The organism is Halovibrio variabilis (assembly GCF_007991175.1).
In the GTDB taxonomy this organism is placed as follows: Bacteria; Pseudomonadota; Gammaproteobacteria; order Pseudomonadales; family Halomonadaceae; genus Vreelandella; species Vreelandella variabilis.
Map to the genome: position 1 here is coordinate 126097 of NZ_BJXV01000009.1, position 22424 is coordinate 148520.

Below are 22424 nucleotides of genomic sequence, written 5' to 3' on the forward strand. Positions count from 1 at the left end.
TCTGCCTGTAAGCTGCTTGAAAAAACAAGCCTGATCAAAATAAGTATTATCGCACCCTGACCCTGCCACGCAAGGTGAGTGCCTGCCCTATCGCCTGCCCTATCGCCTGCCCTATCGCCTTTTAACGATAACGCAGTTGTACACCTGTCTGGCCCTGGACATCCCGCAGCGCCAGCAGCAGGTCGTCACTGGGCGAGACCTTCCACTCATCGGCGAGTTCCAGCCAGGCCACCGCCGAAGGATGGCGGTACTGCAAACGCACCGGCAGCCCCGCCTCATCGCGATAAGGGGACAAACTGTCGCGCAGGCTCTCAATTAAGCGCCCATTGATCTGCCCCGCGTCCAGCGCCAGCTCCACTGCTTGGCCGTAGCGAATACGCGCCGTCACCATCGGTGTAACGTCTTTACCGCGCAGCCGCAGGCCGCCAGAGAATTCATCGCTGGAGACCTCGCCCTCGACGATAAGCACCTGATCGGCCTCAATCTGCCCGCGCAGCTGCTCAAATAGCTCGCCGAACAGCGAGGCTTCAATACGCCCGGTGCGGTCATCCAGGGTAATAAACGCCATGGTATCGCCGCGCTTGGACTTCATGGTGCGCACGCCGACCACCAGCCCCGCCACCCGCTGCGGGTCACGGGAGGGCTTTAGATCGCTGATTCGAGTTGACACAAAACGCTTTAGCTCCCGCTCGTACTCGTCGATCGGGTGGCCCGTGAGGTAAAGCCCCAGGGTGTCTTTCTCGCCTGAGAGCCGTTCGCGATCGGTCCACTCCCGGGCATGGATATACTCGGCGTAAGCGTTACTGTCGCCTTCGTCTGCCTCTGCGTCGGTGCTAAACGCGTCCCCGAACATGTCCAGCATGCCCAGGTTTTGATTAGTGTGGTTCTGCGCGGCGGCTTTGAGCGCGTCTTCCATGGCCGCGAACAGAACGGCGCGATTGGGCCCCAGCTTATCCAGCGCACCGGAGCGAATCAGCGCCTCCAAGGTGCGTTTATTCATCCGCTTCGGATCCATACGACGGCAAAAGTCGAAGATATCCTTAAACGGGCCGTCTGCCTCACGGGCTTCGACAATGGCGCCAATGGGGCCTTCGCCCACGCCGCGAATCGCACCCAGGCCATACACCACGCGCGCGTCGGTATCCACGGTGAACTTGTAGCCACCGACGTTGACATCCGGCGGGGTCACGGTGAGTTTGAGGTTACGGCACTCCTCAATCAGCGGCACCACTTTATCCAGGTTGTCCATTTCGGTGGACATAACCGCCGCCATAAAGGGCCCTGGATAGTGGGCTTTTAGCCACGCGGTTTGGTAGGAAACCAACGCGTAGGCGGCCGAGTGCGACTTGTTAAAGCCGTAACCGGCGAATTTTTCCACCAGGTCAAAGATATTGCCGGCCAGGTCTTTATCGACACCGTTGGCGGCACAACCCTCCATAAAGCCGTCGCGCTGCTTGGCCATCTCTTCGGGTTTTTTCTTACCCATGGCGCGGCGCAGCATATCGGCCTGACCGAGACTGTAGCCCGCCATGACCTGAGCGATCTGCATGACCTGCTCTTGGTAGAGAATGATGCCGTAAGTGGGCGCCAGCACCGGCTTCAGCAACTCATGCTGGTAATCCGGGTGGGGATAAGAGACTTCCGCGCGGCCATGCTTACGGTTGATAAAGTCATCCACCATGCCCGACTGCAGCGGGCCGGGGCGAAACAGCGCCACCAGAGCGATCATATCGTCCAGGGAGTCGGGCAGCAGGCGCTTGATCAGCTCCTTCATGCCGCGGGACTCAAGCTGGAAAACCGCCGTGGTCTCAGCGCGCTTGAGCATCTCAAAGGTAGGCGCGTCATCCAACGGGATGCTTTCGATACTCAGCGGCCCCTGGCCGTTAACGCTACGCACCTTATCGACCATCTCCAGGGCCCAGTCGATAATCGTCAACGTACGCAGGCCCAGGAAGTCAAACTTGACCAGCCCGGCTTCTTCGATATCGTTTTTATCGAACTGAACCATCAAGCCGGAGCCGTCTTCATCGCAGAGCAGCGGCGAAAAGTCGGTCAACTTGGTCGGCGCAATCACCACGCCACCGGCGTGCTTACCCGTGCCCCGCGTGGTGCCCTCTAGCTTGAGCGCCATTTCCCAGATTTCTTCGGCTTCTTCGTCGTTGCCGATAAACTCTTTGAGCGCCGGCTCCTGCTCAATCGCCTTGGCCAGGGTCATGCCGACTTCAAAAGGAATCAGCTTGGAGAGCTTGTCGCCCAGCGAGTAGGGGCGACCTTGGGCGCGGGCCACGTCACGCACCACGGCTTTCGCCGCCATGGTGCCAAAGGTGACGATCTGGGAGACCGCGTTACGCCCGTAACGCTCGGCGACATACTCGATGACTTTGTCGCGCTTCTCCATGCAGAAATCGACGTCAAAGTCGGGCATGGAGACACGCTCGGGGTTCAAAAAACGCTCGAACAGTAGATCGTAGCCAATCGGGTCTAAATCAGTGATCTTTTGTGCGTAGGCCACCAGCGAACCGGCACCCGAACCGCGCCCCGGGCCTACCGGCACGCTGTTGTCCTTGGCCCACTGGATAAAGTCCATCACGATCAGGAAATAGCCAGGGAAGCCCATCTGGATAATAACGTTGAGCTCGAACTCCAGCCGGTCGCGGTAGCGCTGGTCGATCGCCTGATACTCATCGCTGTCGCGAGGGTAACGCTGCGCGGGAAACAGAAAGTCGAGGCGATCCGTTAGGCCGTCGTGAGAGACCTTGCGGAAAAACTCATCCTGGGTCATGCCTTCAGGAATGCCAAACTCAGGCAGGAAAATCTCGCCCAGCCGCACGTCGACGCTGCAGCGCTCGGCGATCATCACGCTATTTTCCAGCGCTTCGGGAATATCGGAGAACAGCGCTGCCATCTCGTCGGGGCTTTTTAGGTACTGCTCTTCGCTGTAGCGGCGTTCGCGGCGCGGGTCATCCAGCGCTTTGCCTTCGCCGATGGCGACCCGGGTCTCGTGGGCCCAGTAATCGTCGCGCTCAAGAAAGCGCACGTCGTTGGTCGCCACGACCGGCGTGCCTGTTTCAATGGCCAGCTTGACGCTGGCATGGACACAAACCTCTTCCAGCGGACGCCCGGTGCGAACGAGCTCCAGGTAAAAGCGCTCGGGAAATGCCGCCTGCCACTCTTCGAGCAGCAGCCGCGCGTCCTGTTCGTGATCGGACAGCAGGTGGCGGCCAATCTCGCCCTCACGGGCCCCGGAGAGTGCAATCAGCCCTTCGTTCTGTTCAAGCACCCACTGCTTATCGAGAATGGCCCGCCCCTGGCGCTGGCCATGGGTCCAGCCTTTCGAGATCAACTCGGTCAGGTTGCGATAACCCACCTCGTTCATCGCCAGCAGCGTTAGCCGGTAAGGGTGGGATTCGTCATGGGGATTCTGCAGCCATAAATCGCTGCCGATAATCGGTTTCAACCCCGCCCCCTGGGCGGCTTTATAAAACTTCACCAGGCCAAACAGGTTGGTTTCATCGGTCAAGGCCAGTGCTGGCATCGCCCGCTCAGCCGTGGTGCTGACCAGCGATTTTAGCTTCACTAAGCCATCGACCAGGGAGTATTCACTGTGCAAACGTAAATGAACGAACGGAACCGTCATGACGCTCTCGCTGACTTCATAACACCCTCAACAAATTGGTAACATTCTCAGCAAAAAAAGAACGGATTTAAAGCAGCGCTAACTGACGCTGAACGGGCGCAAAACTGCGCCGGTGGTCTGGCAAAGGCCCATGAACTGCCAGTGCGGCGAGGTGCTCTTTGGTGGGATAACCCTTATGGCGCGCAAAGCCATACTCAGGGTAGCGCATATCCAGCGTTACCATTTGGGCATCGCGAGCGACTTTAGCCAAAATCGACGCGGCGGCAATGGCACAGTGGCGTGAATCGCCCTTCACCACGGCTTGGCCGGGCAGTAGGTGCCCAGGTAATTTGTTGCCATCCACGAGTAGATATTCCGCCACGGGCGCCAGCGCATCAATAGCGCGACGCATGGCCAAGTGCGTGGCATGGTAAATATTCAGTGTATCTACTTCAGCAGCACTGGCTTCTGCCACGCCAAAGGCTAACGCCCGCTCGCGAATCTGACTATCCAGCGCTTCACGTTTTCGCGCGGTCAACTTTTTGGAGTCGGTAAGACCCTCAATCGGCTGAGCGGGATCGAGAATGACCGCCGCCGCGACGACACTGCCTATCAGCGGCCCGCGACCCACTTCATCCACCCCCGCCAGCCGCTCTCCATTATAGGCAATCTCAAGGGTTGGAAAATCCTTATGCTCAATCAGCCAGCGCTCAATGGCCAGGCCCTTATTTGTCATAACCCGTCTCCAGCGGCTGACCTGCGGCAAGGAGGCTGACCGCCTCGGCAGCGCGACGGCTGGCGTTGCGCTGGAGAGTGGCATGCATCTCGGCAAAGCGTGTTTCCAAGGCATGGCGGCTTGCATCATCCGCCAGCATGGCGCTTAGCTGATCAGCAATCGCCTCCGGTGAGGCGGCCTCTTGTATCAATTCGGGCACCAGGGTTTCTTGCGCAATCAAGTTGGGCAGTGAGACCCACTGGGTTTTGACCATTCGCTTGGCCAGCCAATGCGTCATCGGTGCCATTTTATAGGCCACCAGCATGGTGCGGTGGCACAGCATGGCTTCCAGCGCGGCGGTGCCAGACGCCAACAGCACGATATCGCTGGCCACCATCGCTTCGCGGGCCAAGCCATCCAGCAGCGTTATGCGCGCCGCCAACAGCGGGTAATTGGCAAGCAGGGCGCTGATTTCGCGGCGACGATCAGCCGTCGCTGCGGGGATCACCACCTTCAGCGTGGGGTGGCGCTGGCAGAGCTGTTCCGCGGCGGCCAGAAAGGTCGCGCCCAAAAAACGGATTTCATTGGCCCGCGAGCCCGGCAACAGCGCTAATACCTGGCTATCAGGCGCGAGCTCCAGGGCCTGGCGCGTGGCAGCACGGTCATTCTCCAGCGGCATTTCGTCGGCCAGCGGATGACCCACAAACGCAACGGGGACACGATGCTCGCGGTAAAAGGCGGCTTCAAAAGGCAGCAGTGTCAGCATGCCATCGACTGACTTGGCAATGCCTTTTACCCGCCCTTGGCGCCACGCCCATACAGAAGGACTCACGTAGTGGGCGGTGATAATACCCGCTTCGCGAAGCTGGCGTTCCAGGCCCAAATTGAAGTCGGGCGCATCGATGCCGAGCATAATATCCGGCTGCCAGGCCAACGCTTCGGCTTTTAGGGTGCGCCGCACGCGGATCAGTTCGGGGAGGTGCTTAAGCACTTCCACCAGCCCCATTACCGCGAGGGTCTCTAACGGAAAGCGACTCTGCATGCCTACCGCCTGCATGCGCGGCCCGCCAATACCACGGAACTCAACATCCGGATGGTGGGCTTTGAGTTCACGCATCAGGCCCGCACCCAGTATATCGCCGGAAAGCTCCCCGGCCACGAGGTAAACGCGTTGCAGGGTCATAAGGTGGTTAGCATCGGTTAGCGGGTGATACCGCGAGTCGAACGCTCAATGGAGGCGGCAAAGTGCTCGACCTCAGGCAGTTCAAAACGGCTGCGCATTTCGACAAGCGCCTGCTCCGTGGTTAGCCCTTGGCGATAGACCATTTTATACGCGGCGGTGAGCGCGCTGATCGCTTCGTGGCTAAAACCACGCCGCTTTAAACCCACCAGGTTAAGCCCCCGCGCTTCGGCCGGGTTGCCATTAATCATGATATAGGCAGGGGTGTCTTTGGTGATAATCGAGCCACCGCCGGCCATGGCGTGATCGCCGAAATGGCAGAACTGATGTACCGCCGCCAGACCGCCCAGAATAACGTAATCGCCAACCGTCACATGGCCCGCCAGGGTAACCTGATTAGCCAAGATGCAGTCGTTACCAATCACGCAGTCGTGACCCACGTGCACATAGGCCATCAACAGATTGCGCGAACCAATGGTGGTTTCGCTGCGATCCTGAACCGTGCCGCGATGGATCGTGGCGCCTTCGCGAATGACATTGTCGTCACCCATGACTAGCCGCGTCGGCTCGCCCGCGTATTTTTTGTCCTGACAGTCTTCGCCCACCGAGGCAAACTGAAAGATACGCGTGCGTTTGCCCAGCGTGGTGGGGCCTTTAATCACCACGTGCGGGCCAATCACCGAGCCTGCGCCAATGGTGACGTCAGGGCCAATAATGCTAAAAGGGCCGACCTCAACGTCGTCGGCAAGGCGCGCCGTCGAGTCGACCAGAGCAGTAGGATGTATCAAGCCACCTTCCTCTCTGCACAAATAATTTCCGCTTCGCAGGCCAATTCACCATCAACGCTGGCGCGGCAGGCAAATTTCCAGATACCGCGTTTACCTTTAATCACGTCGGCTTCCAAGGTGAGCTTGTCACCGGGCATCACCGGACGTTTGAAACGCACTTTGTCGCTGCCCACTAGATAGTAGACGTAGCCATCGGCCGGCAGTTTATTTACCGTTTTAAAGCCAAGAATGCCGCATACCTGGGCCAGGGCTTCGATTACCAGCACCCCGGGCATGATCGGGTGATGGGGAAAATGGCCGTTGAAGAAGGGCTCGTTGATGCTGACATTCTTATACGCAACGATGGATTCACCGATGGCAAGCTGTGTTACTCGATCCACCAGCAAAAACGGGTAGCGGTGGGGCAAGTACTCGCGAATTTCATTGATATCCATAACCATCGTAGCGACCTCTAAAATGACAAAAACCCTGGAATCCCTAAAGGGACTCAGGCAAACACCAGCACGCCGGCGGGCAAAAAGGCAGTGGATTATAACGCTTTGCTAGTTAGCCTCAAGCCAAGGGGGCAGTTTTCATTCAGCATGCATTAATCACGCTGCTTTTTTTCCAATCTTGCCAAGCGCTTAGCGATGTCGTCGAGCTGTTTAAAACGCACTGCGTTTTTTCGCCACTGGGTGTTGGCCATAGCGCCAGTGCCCGAGGAGTAAATCCCAGGCGTGTGGATGGAGTTGGTGACCAAACTCATTCCCGTCACCTGAACACCGTCGCAGATGGTTAGATGCCCGGACAAACCTGCGCCACCGCCCAGCATACAGTGCTTGCCGACCTTGGTAGAACCGGCAATGCCGACACAGCCTGCCAAGGCACTGTGGTCGCCAATGGTGACGTTGTGGGCAATTTGTACCTGACTATCAATTTTAACGTCATTGCCAATCACCGTATCCCCCAGCGCACCCCGGTCGATGCTGGAACAGCTGCCAACTTCCACATCATCGCCGAGCACCACCCCCCCTAGCTGGGCAATTTTATGCCAGCCTGCGCCGTCGTGGGCAAAGCCAAAGCCGTCGCCACCGATGACACAGCCACTTTGCAGAATGGCTCGCTTACCCACCACCACACCATGGCAGACAGTGACATTGGCATGCAGACGCGTTGCTTCACCGATAATGCTATCGGCCCCAACAACACTGCCTGCCCCAATGACGGCGCGGTCGCCCAGCACCGCACCTGCTTCAATCACGGCGTGCGCTTGAATACAGACATCGGCGCCTAGCTGAGCATCCTCTGCCACGACTGCCGTGGGATGAATGCCAACGATGTCCCGCGCTGGCAGCGGATCAAATAGCTGCGACAGCTGGGCATAGCCCAGGTAGGGATTATCAATTTCCAGGCGTGGCACCGGACAGTGCTTGCCGTGCTCAGGGTGCAGTAACACCGCTGCTGCCTGCGTCGTCGCCAAATCTTTCAGGTAGGCGCGATTGGCCAGGAAAGCCACTTGGTCCGGCTGCGCGTCTTTCAGCGTTGCCAGGCCGCGGATCGGCTGCTGCGTATTGCCGCTAAAAGCGATGCCTAGATGGTTCGCAATATCGGCAAGGGTAAGCTGATGAGAAGTGTGCGTCATGGGAACCCAGGGAAGCATTGGTGTGGCTAAGCCACACCCATCGTCGTTTAAATTTAGTTCAGGGTATCAAATATCTGGGTAACTTCGTCGGTCACATTGGGTAGATCGACCCCGGAGTGAAGCACCCCTTGAGGCTCTACCAGCACGTCAATACCATGACGCTCCAGCACCTGCTCGACGGCGCGCTCAAGCTTAGGCTCGGCACCTTCTAAAAACTGCTGTTCAGAACGCTGCTGCGCCTGCATGACCTCTTGGCGACGTTGCTCAAAGCGACTGCCTTTCTCTTGTAACTCGCTAATCAGCGACTCGCGCTGCGACTGCGCCATGGTCTCGCCTTCGTTCTGCAGGCGCTGCTGAAGCTGCTGAAGCTCATTGCCCAGACTCTGCACTTCACGCTGCTGGTTGCCAATTTGCCCTTCCAGCCTACTTAGCGACTCCTGGGCGGACTGGGTATTCATCAGCGCTGCTCGCCAGTCAAGCACCGCCACTTCCGCCGCGTGAGCAGGCAAAATCATCGCCGCTAACAGGCATACAGCCGCTGTCAGTTTACACATCCTATTATCTCCTTAGATCACGCTAGCGCGCGCCGTCATGGCGCGCGGTCTAGCAAAATTAGAACGATTGTCCCAGTGAGAACTGGAAGAACTGGGTGTCGTCGCCGCTCTCATCGTTCAAGGGTTCGGCAACGCTAAACGTCAGCGGACCCACGGGCGTCAGCCACGAGAGGCCGATGCCGGCGCTGTAGCGTAAATTGCCTAAATCAACGCCGGAATTACACCGCTGCCGATCTGCGTCTTCATCAAGCACATCGTAGCAAGAGCTTAAGAAGGTGTTACCACCGTCCAGAAACAGCGATGTTTGCAGCGAGCGCTGATTTTCAATAAACGGCAGCGGGAAAATGATCTCGGCGCTGCCTTCGATGGAGACGTTACCGCCGAGGGTACGATCACGCCCGCCTTCGCGGGCTGGCGTGGTGCGCTGACCCAACGTATTGGACGTGAAGCCACGTACCGAGCCTAAACCACCGGCGTAGAAGTTTTCATAGAAGGGATACGGATCGCTGCCCCCCAACGTATCGGCATAGCCGACGTTGCCGGTAAACTTGAATGCCCAGGACTCATCATCGTTCATCGGGAACAGCTGCTGGGCGCGCGCGCGCAGCTTGTAGTACTCCGCATCGCTGCCCGGCACACCGGTTTCCAGCGATAGGCGCTGATAGCTGCCATCGGTTGGCATAATGCCCCGGTTAAGGTTGTTACGCGTCCAGCTAGCGGTGAGTTTCAGACTTTGCGAATCTTCCCCCTGATCTTCCACATAGCGGCGGATCTCTGAAGCCGTATCGAAGTAGGTTTTAATCGACAGGTCTTCGATATTGGCACCGAAATTCAATCGCGACAGCTCGCTGATCGGGTACCCAAAGTTGATACCGGCCCCATAGGCATCCGTCGAGTAGGTTGAGATATCCGAATCGGCATAATCGGTCTCGCGGTAGAACAGATTATAACCGCGGGAAATGCCATCGAGCGTCCAGTAGGGATCGGTGAAACCAAAGTTGACGCTGGTAAAGGTATCGCTGCGCTGAGCGCCCAGATTGACGCGATTACCCGTGCCCAGGAAATTGTTCTGCGACAGGCCCACGCCGTAAATCACCCCGGCACTCTGCGAGAAACCCACGCTCGCGGAGACCGAGCCAGAAGGCTGCTCTTCGACGTTATAAGTAACGTCCAACAGGTTGGGCTCACCTGGAACAGGCTGGGTATCCACTTCGACCTGACTAAAGAAACCGAGGCGCTCCAGGCGCTGACGCGATTGCGTGATGGCGTCGGTAGAGGCTGGTGCGCCCTCCAACTGGATCATTTCACGGCGCAGCACTTCGTCCTGGGTCGTGGTGTTACCAAAGAATTCAATACGCCGCACATAGGCACGATTACCGGGGTCAACGGCAATCACCAGATCGACGGTTTCGCCGTCATCGGCCATTTCCGGCATGCCCTGCACATCGGCAAAGGCAAAGCCTTCGGCACCCAAGCGCTGACGCAGAGCTTCGGTTGAGGTGTTGACGTCCGCACGCGAAAATATCTCGCCTTCTTCGACGGTGAGCAGCTGGCGGGCTTCATTTTCACTGATTTTCAGGTCGCCTGCGAAACGGATGTCGCCAACGCGGTACTGGGTGCCTTCATCCACGTTGAGGGTAATAAAGATGTCGGATTTTTCGGGGCCAATCGATACCTGGGTCGAGGTAATATCAAAATTGACATAGCCGCGGTCCAAATAATAGGACCGTAGCCGCTCAATATCGCCCGATAGCGCTTCGCGGGAGTATTCATCGCTAGAAAACCAGCCGAAGAAACGCCCCGGCCGGTCGTTTAGCTCAAAGACGTTGCGTAGGGTTTCGTCGTCAAAGGCGTCGTTACCAACGATATTGATCTGACGAATCTTAGCGACTTCGCCTTCGTTGATATTGATGTTGACCTGAACGCGGCCCTCATCAACTTCCTCTACCTCAGTATCGATGCTGGCGCTGTAGCGACCTTGTGATTGATAGACGCCCTCCAGCTCGCGCTGGATCTCTTCCAGGGTCGAGAGTTCGAGCACTTGGCCCTCAGAGAGCCCTGACTGACGCAGGCCCGTACGCAAATCTTCTTCGGATATCTGATCGTTACCGCTAATCTGTAGCCGTGCGATGGTCGGCCGTTCAACCACTTGAATGACAAGAACATCACCCTCGCGTGCTAGCGAAACATCGTCAAACAGCCCCGTCGCAAAGAGGTCACGTGCAGCCTCGGCCAGCTGTTGTTCGCTGACGCGCTCATTGGCACTGACTGGAAATGCGTTGAAGACCGAGGCGGCTGATACCCGCTGTAGTCCTTCTACTCGAATGTCTGAAACATCAAAGGATTGTGCTTGGGCGCCGCTGGCGCCTGCCAGCAAGAGTACCGCCATTCCAAGGGTCTTTATTTTCATGCAGTCAATTCGCTCGCGTTGGTCTGCCTATTATTCCAGAAAGGCACCATATACATTTGTGCAGGCAGATGACAAGGCATCCTGCGCGCTACACGCGTCGTTACCACAGGCGCATCAGATCAAAATAGAGGGCCATCAACATCAGGGTGCCGACCATGGCAAGCCCGATGCGCAATCCTACCGCTTGCGTTTTTTCAGATACCGGTCGTCCACGCACAACCTCGATAAAGTAATACAGCAAATGACCACCATCGAGCACCGGAATGGGTAGCAAATTAAGCACCCCCAGGCTGATCGAAAGATACGCTATAAAGCCCACAAAAGCGTTCATGCCAGCGCGGGCTGAATCCCCGGATACCTGCGCAATGGTAATCGGCCCCGACAGGTTGGAAGGCGAAATCAGCCCGACCAACATCTTGCGGATAGCATCGATGGTGAGTAGCGTCATCTCGCCAGTGCGTGACAATGCCTGGCCGACAGCGTCAATAGGGCCATAACGAATTTCCCGCTGAAACTCGGCGGGCCACTCAACCTGCTGGGCACCCGCACCGATATAGCCAATCTCAACCCCGGTATCCAGGCGGTTTCGGCCGGGGGTTAAATCAACACTCGACTGCTCGCCGTTACGCTCATAGGTGAGCTGCAGCGTTTCACCTGGACTACTTCGCACCATATTAACGAAGTGCATCCAATCATCCACTGGTTCGCCATTAACCGCCAGCATTCTATCGCCCGCTTCCAGGCCTGCTTTTTCCGCGGCCTCCCCGCTCACTACTTGGCCTAAAACGGCTGGAAAGTCTGGCTGCCAAGGGGTAATACCCAGCGTCTGCAGCGGCTGCGGCGGGTCCTGGCGAACGAGATAATCGCTGACGGCCAACTCATAGCGCTGAGCGTCACTCGCCCCTTCGGGGCGCGCACCGATCGCCAGCTCGCCGCTAAAGCCAATAATCGATACCAGCTTCAGATTAACATCTTCCCAGGAGCGCATCGTATCGCCCTGGACAGCCACGATCTCGTCACCGTGAGCCAACCCGGCCTGTTCTGCCGGTGAGCCAGGCTCGACGCTGCCGACCATCGGCGACAACACCGTGGTGCCCGCTACAAACAGCGCCCAGTAGGCCACAATCGCGAGCAAAAAGTTAGCGATAGGCCCGGCGGCCACAATAGCAATACGCTGCCACACTGTCTTGCGGTTAAACGCCTGGTCGAGCTGCTCTTCGGGTACCGGCGCCTCGCGCTCATCGAGCATTTTGACATAGCCACCCAGTGGAATCGCGGCAATGGCATACTCGGTGCCTTGACGGTCTACCCGCGACCACAGCGGCTTACCAAACCCCACCGAAAAGCGCAGCACTTTGACCCCGCAGCGCCTCGCCATCCAAAAGTGGCCAAACTCATGGAAGGTCACCAAGAGACCCAACACGACAACGACCGCTAAAATATTCTGTATCAGGCCCACACTGCACTCCTTACGCTCAGCTCTTAACGCCCTGCCCAGCAAATGCTTAAGCGGACCACCTTGTTACCAGCTCTAGCGCCTGCTGTCGCGCCCATTGATCGGTTGCTAATACACTTTCCAGGCTGTCAGCATGGCTCTGCGAAGGGCGCGACAGGACCTCCGCGACCAGCTGGCCGATCTGGGTGAAGCCGAGCCGCCGCTGCAGAAAGGCCTCAACGGCCACTTCATTGGCCGCATTGAGGATCACCGGCGCTCCGCCCCCTTGCTGCATCGCTGCCCGAGCAAGCCCCAAACAGGGGAAGCGAGCTTCATCGGGCGCTTCAAAATCTAGCCGCGCCACTTGAAAAAGATCCAGCGTTTCGACACCCGCAGCAATACGTTCTGGCCACGCCAGCCCGTAGGCGATAGGGGTGCGCATATCAGGATTGCCTAACTGCGCAATCACCGAGCCATCTTGGTACGCCGCCATGGAGTGGATCACGCTTTGCGGGTGCACCACCACTTGAATCTGTTCGGGCATGGCATCAAATAGCCAGCAAGCTTCAATAAGTTCCAAACCTTTATTCATTAGCGTGGCGCTATCCACCGATATTTTACGCCCCATTGACCAATTAGGGTGAGCGCAGGCCTGCTCGGGAGTGACCTGATTGATATCCGCCTGACACCACGTGCGAAACGGCCCTCCAGAGGCGGTTAACAGCAGCTGGGTGACGCCGTGGCGCGCCAAACCGCCGCGATGCTGCGCCGGTAGACACTGGTAAATGGCATTATGTTCGGAATCAATTGGCAATAGTGTCGCGCCAGAGCGGGCAACGGCCTCCATAAACAGCGCGCCGCTCATCACCAGCGCCTCTTTATTGGCCAATAGCACACGCTTGCCCGCGTCAGCAGCGGCCAATGCGGGCAGCAAGCCCGCCGACCCTACGATCGCCGCCATCACACAGTCAACGCTTTCGTCGCGGGCCACTTCACAGAGAGCCTCTGGGCCGGCGCTGACCTCGGTTGGCAGACCAGCCCGCTTAAGCGCTTGGCGCAGCCAGACGGCATCGGCTTCAATATCCAGCACGGCCACCGCAGGCCGGTGCACCAAACACTGAGCGAGCAGGGCTTCTTTGGAGGTATGCGCGGTGAGGGCATGGACGCTATAGCGGTCGGGATGGCGGCCAATCACATCCAGCGTGCTAGTGCCCACAGACCCAGTCGATCCAAGCACCGTCACGCGCTGAACCGGTCGTTGTGTCGGCTGATGGCTCATAGTGGCTGCACCCGGTCAAGTAGCTGGACAAGCACTTCAACATAGAACAGGGCAAACAACGGAATCGCGGCGGTGAGGCTATCAACACGATCCAGAATCCCACCGTGCCCAGGTAACAGCTGGCTCGAATCTTTAATATTGCGGTAGCGCTTGAGCATGCTTTCCAGCAGATCGCCTAGCACTGAGGCCAAGGTGACCACTGCTGTGACCAGGATCAGGGCAATACTGCCAAGTCCACCCAGTGGCAACCACAGCGTAAACAAAATGGCCAGGACAGCGGTTGCCGCTAAGCCGCCCAAGACACCTTCGCAGGATTTACCCGGGCTCACCTGGGGCGCCAATTTGCGCTGCCCCCAGTGGCGCCCTACAAAATAGGCGCCAATGTCCGCACACCACACCAACAGCAATACGAACAGCAACCATATAGCACCGCTTTCACGCAGGACGTTAAACCCCACCCAGCACGGCAGCAGGACCCATAGGCCCATCAACAGACGCCGCGCGGTGGCCTGCCACTGCTGCCCCGCTGCGGGGTAACGGATAACCCAATAGAAATTGGCTAACCAGCCAACGGCGGCCAGCCACAGCGGCCAAACGCTCGTGGCGGCATCGGTCAGCCACATTCCCAGCATTAAAAGCGCCATTATAGCGACTAACTGAGCGCGCTGTGACGAGCGGGCGACCCCGGCCAGATTGGTCCACTCCCAAGTACCGAGTAGCACAATGACCGCCGTAAACAGCGCATAGGCGCCGCCGTGTAATCCAAACAGGCCGATTAGCGTTAAAGGCACCAACCAGGCTGCGGTGATAATCCGCTGTTTAAGCACCTTGCGCCTCTATTTGTTCGTCGGTCATGCCAAAGCGGCGACGTCGCTGACAAAATTCGTTTAACGCCGAATCAAAGGCGTCCGCGCCAAAATCGGGCCATAGTAGCGATGAGAAGTGCAGCTCGGCATAGGCTAGCTGCCAGAGCATAAAGTTGGATAGCCGCTGTTCGCCGCTGGTGCGAATACACAAATCTACCGGCGGCACGTCAGCCCCCCCCATCGCGGCATCAAAGCACGCCTCATCAATCTGGGCAGGGGCTAACTCCCCGGCCGCCACTCGTTCAGCCAAGCTGCGCGCGGCGCGGGCAATATCCCACTGGCCGCCATAGTTGGCGGCAATCACCAAATGCATACCCGTGTTGTCCGCCGTTAACGCTTCAGCGCGCTGGATATGCTTTTGGATCGCGTGGGAGAAGCCTTGCTGCTCGCCAACAATCGAGAGGCGCACATTACGCTCATTGAGCTTTTTGACTTCGCGCTTAAGGGCCATCAAAAACAGCTCCATCAGCGCGTTGACTTCCGCCGCCGGGCGCTTCCAGTTCTCGCTGGAGAAGGCAAACAGGCTGAGCGTTTTCACCTCGCGTTCGGCCGCCCGCTGAATCACCGCGCGAACGGCTTCCACCCCAGCGCGATGACCACGCACCCCCGAAAGACCGCGCGCGCGCGCCCAGCGGTTGTTGCCATCCATAATAATGGCCACGTGAGACGGTGGAGCCTCCCCGGCCGAAGGAAGCGTGCAGGCGTCGCCCGGCTGTTCGTTAGGAAACTGCGGTGACGTCATGGGTTCTCGCACCAAAAGTCAGTCATAAAAAACCAGCCAAAGTGTGGCAAAACGGGCAGCCTAAGCTGCCCGCGGCTGAATAACGCACAGGCTTACACCTGCATAAGGTCTTGTTCTTTGGCGGCCAACGCTTTATCGATCTCAGCGATATATTTATCGGTCAGCTTTTGAACGTCATCTTCGCCTTGGCGCTGATCATCTTCGGTGATGTCTTTATCTTTTAACAACGACTTGAAGTCACCGTTCGCATCGCGGCGTACGTTGCGCACCGCAACACGGGCGTTTTCTGCTTCACTACGCGCCTGCTTGATATACCCTTTACGGGTCTCTTCGGTGAGCATCGGCATCGGTACCCGAATCACCGTGCCGGCGCTGGCCGGGTTCAAGCCAAGATCAGAGGTCATGATAGCCTTTTCAATTTTCGGCACCATGCCCTGTTCCCACGGCACAATACTCAGCGTACGCGCATCTTCAACGTTAACCGACGCCACTTGGCTAAGCGGCACCTGGCTGCCGTAATACTCCACCGTCACGGCGTCTAAAATACTCGGATGAGCTCGCCCGGTACGAATTTTGTTGAAGTTGCTGTGCAGCGCCTCAACGCTTTTTTTCATGCGCGACTCAGCATCTTTCTTAATATCGTTGATCACGTTATTACCCTCTGTATATCAGCGTGCCTTCCTTGCCCCCTACGACCATGTTCAGTAGGGCACCAGGCTTATTCATATCAAATACCCGCACCGGCATATTATGGTCACGTACCAGGCAGATAGCGGTCAAATCCATCACGCCCAACTTTTGATCCAGGGCGTCGTCGTAAGAGAGCTGGTCGTACTTCACAGCATCTGGATGTTTTACTGGGTCTTTATTGTAGACGCCATCGACCTTGGTCGCTTTGATAACCACATCGGCGTCCACTTCAATGCCACGCAAACAGGCGGCTGAATCAGTCGTAAAGAAAGGATTGCCTGTGCCTGCAGAGAACAACACCACATCCCCTGAGGTTAAGTAGCGAATGGCGGTACGCCGATCATAGTGCTCTACCACACCGCTCATGGGAATCGCCGACATCACCCGTGAGCGAATGTTAGAACGCTCTAAGGCGTCGCGCATCGCCAGCGCATTCATCACGGTGGCCAGCATGCCCATATGATCACCGGTGACACGATCCATGCCGGCTTCATTGAGTGCCGCACCGCGGAACAGGTTACCACCGCCAATCACGATACCGACTTGCACGCCAATACCCACCAGCTGGCCGATCTCCAGGGCCATCCGATCAAGCACCTTGGGATCAATACCAAACTCGTGTTCACCCATCAATGCTTCGCCAGAAAGCTTGAGCAAAATACGTTTGTATTTCGACTTCGAACTCTCAGCGCTGCTTTTGCTGGGCGCTACGTGGGGGGCGGACTCTTGAACATCACGTGACATGGCATCTCTCCTGAGGCAGACCTGAACACAGGCAGGCGGGGCAGCCCCACGTTATACCAGGGCCGGATACGCGAAGGCGTGCGCTAATGCGCACGCCATCTTTTTCTGAAACTTCTGGCCCTAGCGACGGCCAGCCTGTTCCATCACTTCTTTAGCAAAGTCGACTTCTTCTTTCTCGATACCTTCGCCAACTTCAAAGCGCGTGAAGCCAACCACTTCGCCGCCCGCCGCTTTGACGAACTCAGCGACAGTCTGGTTCGGGTCTTTAACAAACGGCTGCTCGGTCAGGCTGTTTTCTGCCAGGTATTTTTTCAAGCGACCCTGGACCATTTTCTCAGCGATTTGCTCCGGCTTACCGGCCATATCCGGCTGTGCCAGGATAATGGCTTTTTCTTCATCCAACTGCTCTTGAGGCATATCAGCAGGATGGGCAACCGTCGGATTGATCGCTGCCACGTGCATGGCAACGCCTTTCGCGACGTCTGCAGTGCCGCCAGTCAGAACGGTCAGAACGCCAATGCGGCCACCATGGACGTATTCGCCCACTATGCCACCCTCGGCGGCGCTGACAACAGCGGCGCGACGAACGCCGATATTTTCACCGATTTTCTGAACCAGCTGCTCGCGCGCTGTTTCCAGCGCGCCCGCCATTACGGCAGCAACGTCATCGCTTTTGGCCGTAAAGAAAGCGGCGGCGATTTTGTCGGCAAACGCAATGAAATTATCATCACGGGCAACGAAGTCAGTCTCGGAGTTGATTTCAACCATTACGCCGTAGCTGCTGTCTTCCGCTACGCGCGTGACCACAACACCTTCAGCGGCGATGCGATCAGCTTTTTTCGCCGCTTTTAGACCTGAGTTTTTGCGCAGGTTTTCGATGGCAACTTCGATATCGCCGTCGGTTTCGGTGAGTGCTTTTTTACACTCCATCATGCCGAGACCGGTACGTTCGCGAAGTTCCTTGACCTGAGAGGCGCTAATAGCTGCCATGAGAATTCACCTCTGAAATGATTCTATGAGAGTAAGACGCAACACAGAGTATAGGCATGATAAATGACCATCATGTATCACTCTGCGCTGCGGGGCCGGCACGTGTCACCGGCAAATTCGTTCCGCCCAGACGCTTCCACCTATAGTGGGAGCCTGTAGCGGAAAAGGGGGACATAGCCCCCTTTAACACGATGCGGCACACCAGCTTACCGCACCCACTGCTGCATTACTCAGCGGCAGTGCTGTCTTCAGCTGCAGCGGCCTCTTCGGTCACTTCAACAAACTCTTCAGCGTTGCCTTCTTTGGCACGACCGCAAGCATCCGCAATCGCTTTTACGTAGATCTGGATAGCGCGGATAGAGTCATCGTTGCCGGGGATCACGTAGTCAACGCCATCGGGGTTGGAGTTCGTATCTACCACGCCGATAACCGGGATACCCAGTTTGTTGGCTTCGTTGATCGCGATGCGCTCGTGGTCAACGTCGATGACGAACAGTGCGTCCGGTAGGCCGCCCATGTTCTTGATACCGCCGATAGAACGCTCAAGCTTGTCCTGCTCGCGAGTCGCCACCAACACTTCTTTTTTGGTCAGCTTCTCGAAGGTACCGTCTTCGCGCATGGCTTCAAGATCACGCAGACGCTTAATCGACTGACGGATGGTCTTGAAGTTAGTCAACATGCCGCCCAACCAGCGATGGTTGACGAAATGCTGACCGGCACGGTTGGCTTCTTCTTTAATTACCTTGCTAGCGCTGCGCTTGGTGCCAACAAACAAAATTTTGTTGTTGGATGCCGCCATCTTCTCGATCACATCGACCGCTTCGTTCAGCGCCGGAAGGGTGTGCTCAAGGTTGATGATGTGAATCTTGTTACGCGCGCCGAAGATATATTTGCTCATTTTCGGGTTCCAGTACTTAGTCTGGTGACCGAAGTGAGCGCCTGCTTTAAGCAGGTCACGCATATTAACGTGAGACATGGTAAAACTCCTAAAACTCGGGTTAGGCCTCCACGCACCCCATGGATCCGACCGTTGACGACGTTAGACGCTGCCAGCGGCACCCGGGACCATGTGCCGGTGCATGTGTGTTTTTAAGGCTTGGTCGTTAAGTAGTACGCCCCTTAGTGGCATACTACAGATTCATTGCCCCGCCCTTCAGCGTGCTACCCAGCCAACAAAGAAGCTCGGAATCACGATTGCAGGAAAGCGCGCGGCTTTATACCATAGATCATTGCCAAGATGAAGTCGCACCCGGTTTGACGGTCTTAATTGCGCCATTCTATTTTCCATTTTGAATTCATATCGAGTATTCATGAACGTTCCTATCAAGACGCCTTCTGAAATCGAACACATGCGCGAAGCCGGGCGCCAGGCGGCCAGCGTCATCGAAATGATCACGCCGCTCGTGCAGGCCGGCATCAGCACAGGGGAAATCGACCGTCTTTGCCACGACTACATTGTTAGAGAGTTGGGCTCGACGCCGGCGCCCTTGAACTACCACGGTTTTCCTAAAGCGACCTGCACCTCGCTCAACCATGTGGTATGCCACGGCATCCCGGACGACGCCAAAAATCTCAAAAAAGGCGATATCATGAATTTAGATATCACCGTTAAAACCCGCGATGGCTACCACGGCGACTCCAGCGTGATGTTCGTGGTGGGTGAGACTATTCAGGGCGAACGCCTCTGCCGCATCACCCAGGAGTGCCTGTATAAAAGCATTGAATGGATCAAACCCGGCGTACGCCTTTCGGAGCTTGCCCAGGTGATTCAAAAGCACGCCGAAGAGCATGGCTACTCGGTCGTGCGCGACTTCTGCGGCCACGGCATCGGCGCTGATTTTCACGAAGAGCCGCAGTTTTTGCACTACGACGGCTACGCACCGGATGCCGACATCAAGCTCGCCGCGGGCATGTGCTTTACCATCGAACCCATGATCAACGTCGGTGGCTATAGAACCAAGGTGTTGCGCGATGGCTGGACCGCCGTCACCAAGGACCGCAGCCTCTCGGCGCAATGGGAACACACCCTACTAGTGACCGACGAAGGCGTTGACGTGCTGACCGCGCGCAGCGATGAAGACTTCAGTTTTTTGACTAGCTGATGCTATTACATCACCACCGGTTTGAACCGGACACCTCGCTTTACGACCTGGACACCTTCCGCACCGAGCTTGCCGGTTCGCGCTCCCCGGTCGCCCCGTTTAAAACCGCCCTGCGCGAACTTCAAGCACGCCTGGACGAGCAGTTTCGCGCCGGGGCGGATATTCGTGATCTGGTGCGCGGCCGCGCCTGGTACATGGACCAGCTGCTGGCGATCGCCTGGGCGCAGCATGAGTGGCCTGATGACGGCATCGCCCTGGTGGCCGTGGGCGGCTATGGTCGGGGGGAGCTCCACCCCCACTCGGATATCGATCTGCTATTGCTGCTCGAGCACGACGATGACACCGCCTACCGCGAGCCGCTGACCGCCTTTATCACCTTTCTGTGGGATATTGGCCTGGAAATCGGCCATAGCGTACGCTCGCTCAACGACTGCGAACGAGAAGCCGAAGCCGACGTCACGGTAATTACCAACCTACTCGAATCGCGCTTGATCGCCGGGCCCGAAAGCCTGCGCGACGCCATGCGCGAGCGATTAAGCGCCGCGCACATTTGGCCCGCCGACCGTTTCTTTGAAGCCAAATGGCAGGAGCAAATCACCCGCCACTACCGCTACAACAACTCCGAGTACCACCTAGAGCCCAACATCAAAAGCTCCCCCGGCGGGCTGCGCGATATCCAAATGATTGGCTGGGTCGCCAAGCGCCATTTCGGTACCGAGCAGTACACCGACATCGTCGCCAACGGCTTTATGAACGATGCCGAACTGCGCATTCTAAGCCAGGGCCAGGCGTTCTTGTGGCAGGTGCGCTACGCCCTGCACATGCTCACCGACCGCGCCGAAGACCGCCTGCTGTTTGACCACCAGCGCACCCTTGCCGAGATGTTTGGCTTTCGCGATACGCCGGAGCGCTTGGCGGTCGAGCAGTTTATGAAACGCTACTACCGTCAGGTCACCGCGCTCGCGGGCCTGAACGATATGCTGCTGCAGCATTTTGACGAAGTCATTCTGCGCGGCAAAGAGGCGCTGGAAACCGTCCAGCTGAACGAGCGTTTTGAAACCAAGGGCGGCTATATCCAAGTGCGCTCGCGAACCCTGTTCCGCGAACGCCCGGCGGCGATGCTGGAGCTATTTCTACTGATGGCCAAGCACCCCGAAATTGAAGGCGTGCGCGCCGACACCATCCGCCTGATTCGTGACCATCGCCACCAGATTGACGACCACTACCGCGATGACCCACGCCATCAGCGGCTGTTTATGGCCATTATGCGCGCGCCCGGCAATGTGCCGCGCCAGCTTCGGCGCATGAACCGTTACGGCATTCTAGGCAAATACCTGCCCGAGTTTGGCCGCGCCGTCGGCTTGATGCAGCACGACCTGTTTCATATCTACACCGTTGATGCCCACACCCTGCTGCTGCTTAAATTTCTGCACAATTTCCGCAAACCGGAAGCGAAGAGCGACTTCCCGGTGGCGGTGGCCCTGATGCAGCAGCTGCCCACGCTCGACTTACTCTGGATTGCCGGGCTGTTTCACGACATCGGCAAGGGCCGCGGTGGCGATCACTCGGAAATCGGTGCCCGCGACGTTGAACAGTTTTGCCAGCGCCATAACGTCTCGGCCCACGATACCAATCTGGTCAGCTGGCTGGTGGAACACCACCTGCTGATGTCGATGACCGCACAAAAGCGCGATATCAGCGACCCTGACGTGATTCGCGACTTTGCCCTGATCGTGCGTAACGAAACCCGCCTGGACTACCTGTACGTGCTTACCGTCGCCGACATCAATGCCACCAACCCCACGCTGTGGAACGGCTGGCGGGCGACACTGCTGCGTCAGCTTCACGCCGAGACCAAACGCGCCCTGCGCCGCGGCCTGAACAACCCACCGGATCGCGACGACTGGGTGCGCGAAACCCGCACCGAAGCCCGTTCGCTGCTGCAAACCATCGGCGTTAATCGGGCGCAGATCGACCAGCTGTGGGAATCTCTCGGGGAAGACTACTTTCTGCAGTACGCACCCAGCGAAATCGTCTGGCAAACCCAGGGCATTCTCAATCACAACCAGTCGCCGCTACCGCTGGTGCTGATCAGCGCGCCGACTGCTGACATGTCCGAAGGTGGCACCAAGGTGTTTATTCACACCCGCTCGGTTGACGACCTGTTTGCCGCCACCGCCGCTGCCATGGAGCAGCTGGGACTTTCGATTCACGATGCGCGCATCGCTACTTCCCACAACGATTGGACGCTGAATACGTTTATCGTCCTCGACAGCCACGGTCAGCCGATCCGGGATCCAGGTCACATTGAAGAGATGCGCCAGCACCTGGTCGAAGAGCTCGATGACCCGGACGACTATCCCACTATCGTCACGCGCCATACGCCACGCCAGCTCAAACACTTCAAGGTCTCCACCGAAGTGCTGATTGAGCAGGATCCGGCCAATGAGCGCACCCTGCTGGAACTCACCGCCCCCGACCGCCCCGGCCTACTGGCCCGGGTAGGGCGTATCTTTATGGAGCAGGATATCTCACTCTCCGCGGCAAAAATCGCCACTCTCGGCGAGCGCGTCGAAGACGTGTTTTTCATCACCACCAAGGCAGGCGAACCGCTCCTCGACCCCGAACGCCAGCAGCAACTGCGCGAACGCTTGATTGACGTATTGGGGGTTTAAGCCTCTCCCCAGCCCCG

At 57.6% G+C, this 22424-nt stretch carries 18 protein-coding genes; 2 read left to right on the plus strand and 16 right to left on the minus strand.

Annotation, left to right across the window (positions count from 1 at the left end; genetic code table 11):
• Positions 1-121 precede the first annotated feature (121 nt).
• The 16 genes from dnaE to rpsB form a co-directional block, all read right to left on the minus strand.
• The gene (gene dnaE, locus HVA01_RS08820; RefSeq protein WP_146874945.1) at positions 122-3637 is read right to left on the minus strand and encodes a DNA polymerase III subunit alpha; all 3516 of its coding nucleotides are present in this window, start codon (positions 3635-3637) and stop codon (positions 122-124) included.
• Between the two features lie 67 nt (positions 3638-3704).
• The gene (rnhB, locus tag HVA01_RS08825; protein ID WP_174787772.1) at positions 3705-4352 is read right to left on the minus strand and encodes a ribonuclease HII; all 648 of its coding nucleotides are present in this window, start codon (positions 4350-4352) and stop codon (positions 3705-3707) included.
• The gene (gene lpxB / locus HVA01_RS08830) at positions 4342-5514 is read right to left on the minus strand and encodes a lipid-A-disaccharide synthase (protein ID WP_146874946.1); all 1173 of its coding nucleotides are present in this window, start codon (positions 5512-5514) and stop codon (positions 4342-4344) included. The genes rnhB and lpxB overlap by 11 nt, the downstream gene beginning before the upstream one ends.
• Positions 5515-5531: 17 nt before the next feature.
• On the minus strand, positions 5532-6299 hold the full coding sequence (gene lpxA, locus HVA01_RS08835; RefSeq protein WP_146874947.1) for an acyl-ACP--UDP-N-acetylglucosamine O-acyltransferase: 768 nt from the start codon (positions 6297-6299) through the stop codon (positions 5532-5534).
• A complete protein-coding gene (gene fabZ / locus HVA01_RS08840) occupies positions 6296-6739 on the minus strand; it encodes a 3-hydroxyacyl-ACP dehydratase FabZ (RefSeq protein ID WP_035576564.1) in 444 nt (147 codons plus the stop codon). Before fabZ ends, lpxA begins: the two co-directional genes overlap by 4 nt.
• Positions 6740-6885: 146 nt before the next feature.
• Positions 6886-7920, minus strand: coding sequence for a UDP-3-O-(3-hydroxymyristoyl)glucosamine N-acyltransferase (lpxD, locus tag HVA01_RS08845; protein ID WP_146874948.1), 1035 nt, complete (start codon positions 7918-7920; stop codon positions 6886-6888).
• A gap of 53 nt (positions 7921-7973) precedes the next feature.
• A complete protein-coding gene (locus HVA01_RS08850; RefSeq protein WP_146874949.1) occupies positions 7974-8474 on the minus strand; it encodes an OmpH/Skp family outer membrane protein in 501 nt (166 codons plus the stop codon).
• Positions 8475-8532: 58 nt separating this feature from the next.
• Positions 8533-10884: an outer membrane protein assembly factor BamA gene (gene bamA, locus HVA01_RS08855; RefSeq protein WP_371860140.1), complete on the minus strand. Its 2352-nt coding sequence runs from the start codon at positions 10882-10884 to the stop codon at positions 8533-8535.
• A 100-nt stretch (positions 10885-10984) separates the two neighbouring features.
• Positions 10985-12343 (minus strand): RIP metalloprotease RseP, encoded by a 1359-nt coding sequence (rseP, locus tag HVA01_RS08860; protein WP_146874950.1) that lies wholly within the window; start codon positions 12341-12343, stop codon positions 10985-10987.
• A 46-nt stretch (positions 12344-12389) separates the two neighbouring features.
• A complete protein-coding gene (gene ispC, locus HVA01_RS08865; protein WP_146874951.1) occupies positions 12390-13598 on the minus strand; it encodes a 1-deoxy-D-xylulose-5-phosphate reductoisomerase in 1209 nt (402 codons plus the stop codon).
• Complete coding sequence (locus tag HVA01_RS08870) at positions 13595-14425, minus strand: phosphatidate cytidylyltransferase (protein WP_146874952.1); 831 nt, start codon at positions 14423-14425, stop codon at positions 13595-13597. The genes ispC and HVA01_RS08870 overlap by 4 nt, the downstream gene beginning before the upstream one ends.
• A complete protein-coding gene (gene uppS / locus HVA01_RS08875) occupies positions 14418-15206 on the minus strand; it encodes a polyprenyl diphosphate synthase (protein WP_146874953.1) in 789 nt (262 codons plus the stop codon). Before uppS ends, HVA01_RS08870 begins: the two co-directional genes overlap by 8 nt.
• Before the next feature lie 92 nt (positions 15207-15298).
• The gene (gene frr, locus HVA01_RS08880) at positions 15299-15856 is read right to left on the minus strand and encodes a ribosome recycling factor (RefSeq protein ID WP_146874954.1); all 558 of its coding nucleotides are present in this window, start codon (positions 15854-15856) and stop codon (positions 15299-15301) included.
• Between the two features lie 4 nt (positions 15857-15860).
• Complete coding sequence (gene pyrH / locus HVA01_RS08885) at positions 15861-16640, minus strand: UMP kinase (RefSeq protein ID WP_146874955.1); 780 nt, start codon at positions 16638-16640, stop codon at positions 15861-15863.
• 120 nt (positions 16641-16760) lie between these two features.
• On the minus strand, positions 16761-17630 hold the full coding sequence (gene tsf / locus HVA01_RS08890) for a translation elongation factor Ts (protein WP_146874956.1): 870 nt from the start codon (positions 17628-17630) through the stop codon (positions 16761-16763).
• 226 nt (positions 17631-17856) lie between these two features.
• Positions 17857-18606: a 30S ribosomal protein S2 gene (rpsB, locus tag HVA01_RS08895; RefSeq protein ID WP_146874957.1), complete on the minus strand. Its 750-nt coding sequence runs from the start codon at positions 18604-18606 to the stop codon at positions 17857-17859.
• Between the two features lie 334 nt (positions 18607-18940).
• On the opposite strand from rpsB, the gene map reads away from it, so the two are divergent.
• The gene (gene map, locus HVA01_RS08900) at positions 18941-19732 is read left to right on the plus strand and encodes a type I methionyl aminopeptidase (protein ID WP_146874958.1); all 792 of its coding nucleotides are present in this window, start codon (positions 18941-18943) and stop codon (positions 19730-19732) included.
• Positions 19732-22407 carry a [protein-PII] uridylyltransferase gene (locus tag HVA01_RS08905; protein ID WP_146874959.1) on the plus strand — a complete coding sequence of 892 codons (2676 nt, stop codon included), beginning with the start codon at positions 19732-19734 and terminating at the stop codon, positions 22405-22407. The genes map and HVA01_RS08905 overlap by 1 nt, the downstream gene beginning before the upstream one ends.
• The last annotated feature ends 17 nt before the right edge of the window (positions 22408-22424 follow it).

What these genes read in the sequence shown, in the direction of transcription:
- dnaE (WP_146874945.1), bottom strand. Translation starts at nt 3,637, where the DNA reads ATGACGGTTCCGTTCGTTCATTTACGTTTGCACAGTGAATACTCCCTG.
- rnhB (WP_174787772.1), bottom strand. Translation starts at nt 4,352, where the DNA reads ATGACAAATAAGGGCCTGGCCATTGAGCGCTGGCTGATTGAGCATAAG.
- lpxB (WP_146874946.1), bottom strand. Translation starts at nt 5,514, where the DNA reads ATGACCCTGCAACGCGTTTACCTCGTGGCCGGGGAGCTTTCCGGCGAT.
- fabZ (WP_035576564.1), bottom strand. Translation starts at nt 6,739, where the DNA reads ATGGTTATGGATATCAATGAAATTCGCGAGTACTTGCCCCACCGCTAC.
- lpxD (WP_146874948.1), bottom strand. Translation starts at nt 7,920, where the DNA reads ATGACGCACACTTCTCATCAGCTTACCCTTGCCGATATTGCGAACCAT.
- HVA01_RS08850 (WP_146874949.1), bottom strand. Translation starts at nt 8,474, where the DNA reads ATGTGTAAACTGACAGCGGCTGTATGCCTGTTAGCGGCGATGATTTTG.
- bamA (WP_371860140.1), bottom strand. Translation starts at nt 10,884, where the DNA reads ATGAAAATAAAGACCCTTGGAATGGCGGTACTCTTGCTGGCAGGCGCC.
- ispC (WP_146874951.1), bottom strand. Translation starts at nt 13,598, where the DNA reads ATGAGCCATCAGCCGACACAACGACCGGTTCAGCGCGTGACGGTGCTT.
- uppS (WP_146874953.1), bottom strand. Translation starts at nt 15,206, where the DNA reads ATGACGTCACCGCAGTTTCCTAACGAACAGCCGGGCGACGCCTGCACG.
- pyrH (WP_146874955.1), bottom strand. Translation starts at nt 16,640, where the DNA reads ATGTCACGTGATGTTCAAGAGTCCGCCCCCCACGTAGCGCCCAGCAAA.
- tsf (WP_146874956.1), bottom strand. Translation starts at nt 17,630, where the DNA reads ATGGCAGCTATTAGCGCCTCTCAGGTCAAGGAACTTCGCGAACGTACC.
- rpsB (WP_146874957.1), bottom strand. Translation starts at nt 18,606, where the DNA reads ATGTCTCACGTTAATATGCGTGACCTGCTTAAAGCAGGCGCTCACTTC.
- map (WP_146874958.1), top strand. Translation starts at nt 18,941, where the DNA reads ATGAACGTTCCTATCAAGACGCCTTCTGAAATCGAACACATGCGCGAA.
- HVA01_RS08905 (WP_146874959.1), top strand. Translation starts at nt 19,732, where the DNA reads ATGCTATTACATCACCACCGGTTTGAACCGGACACCTCGCTTTACGAC.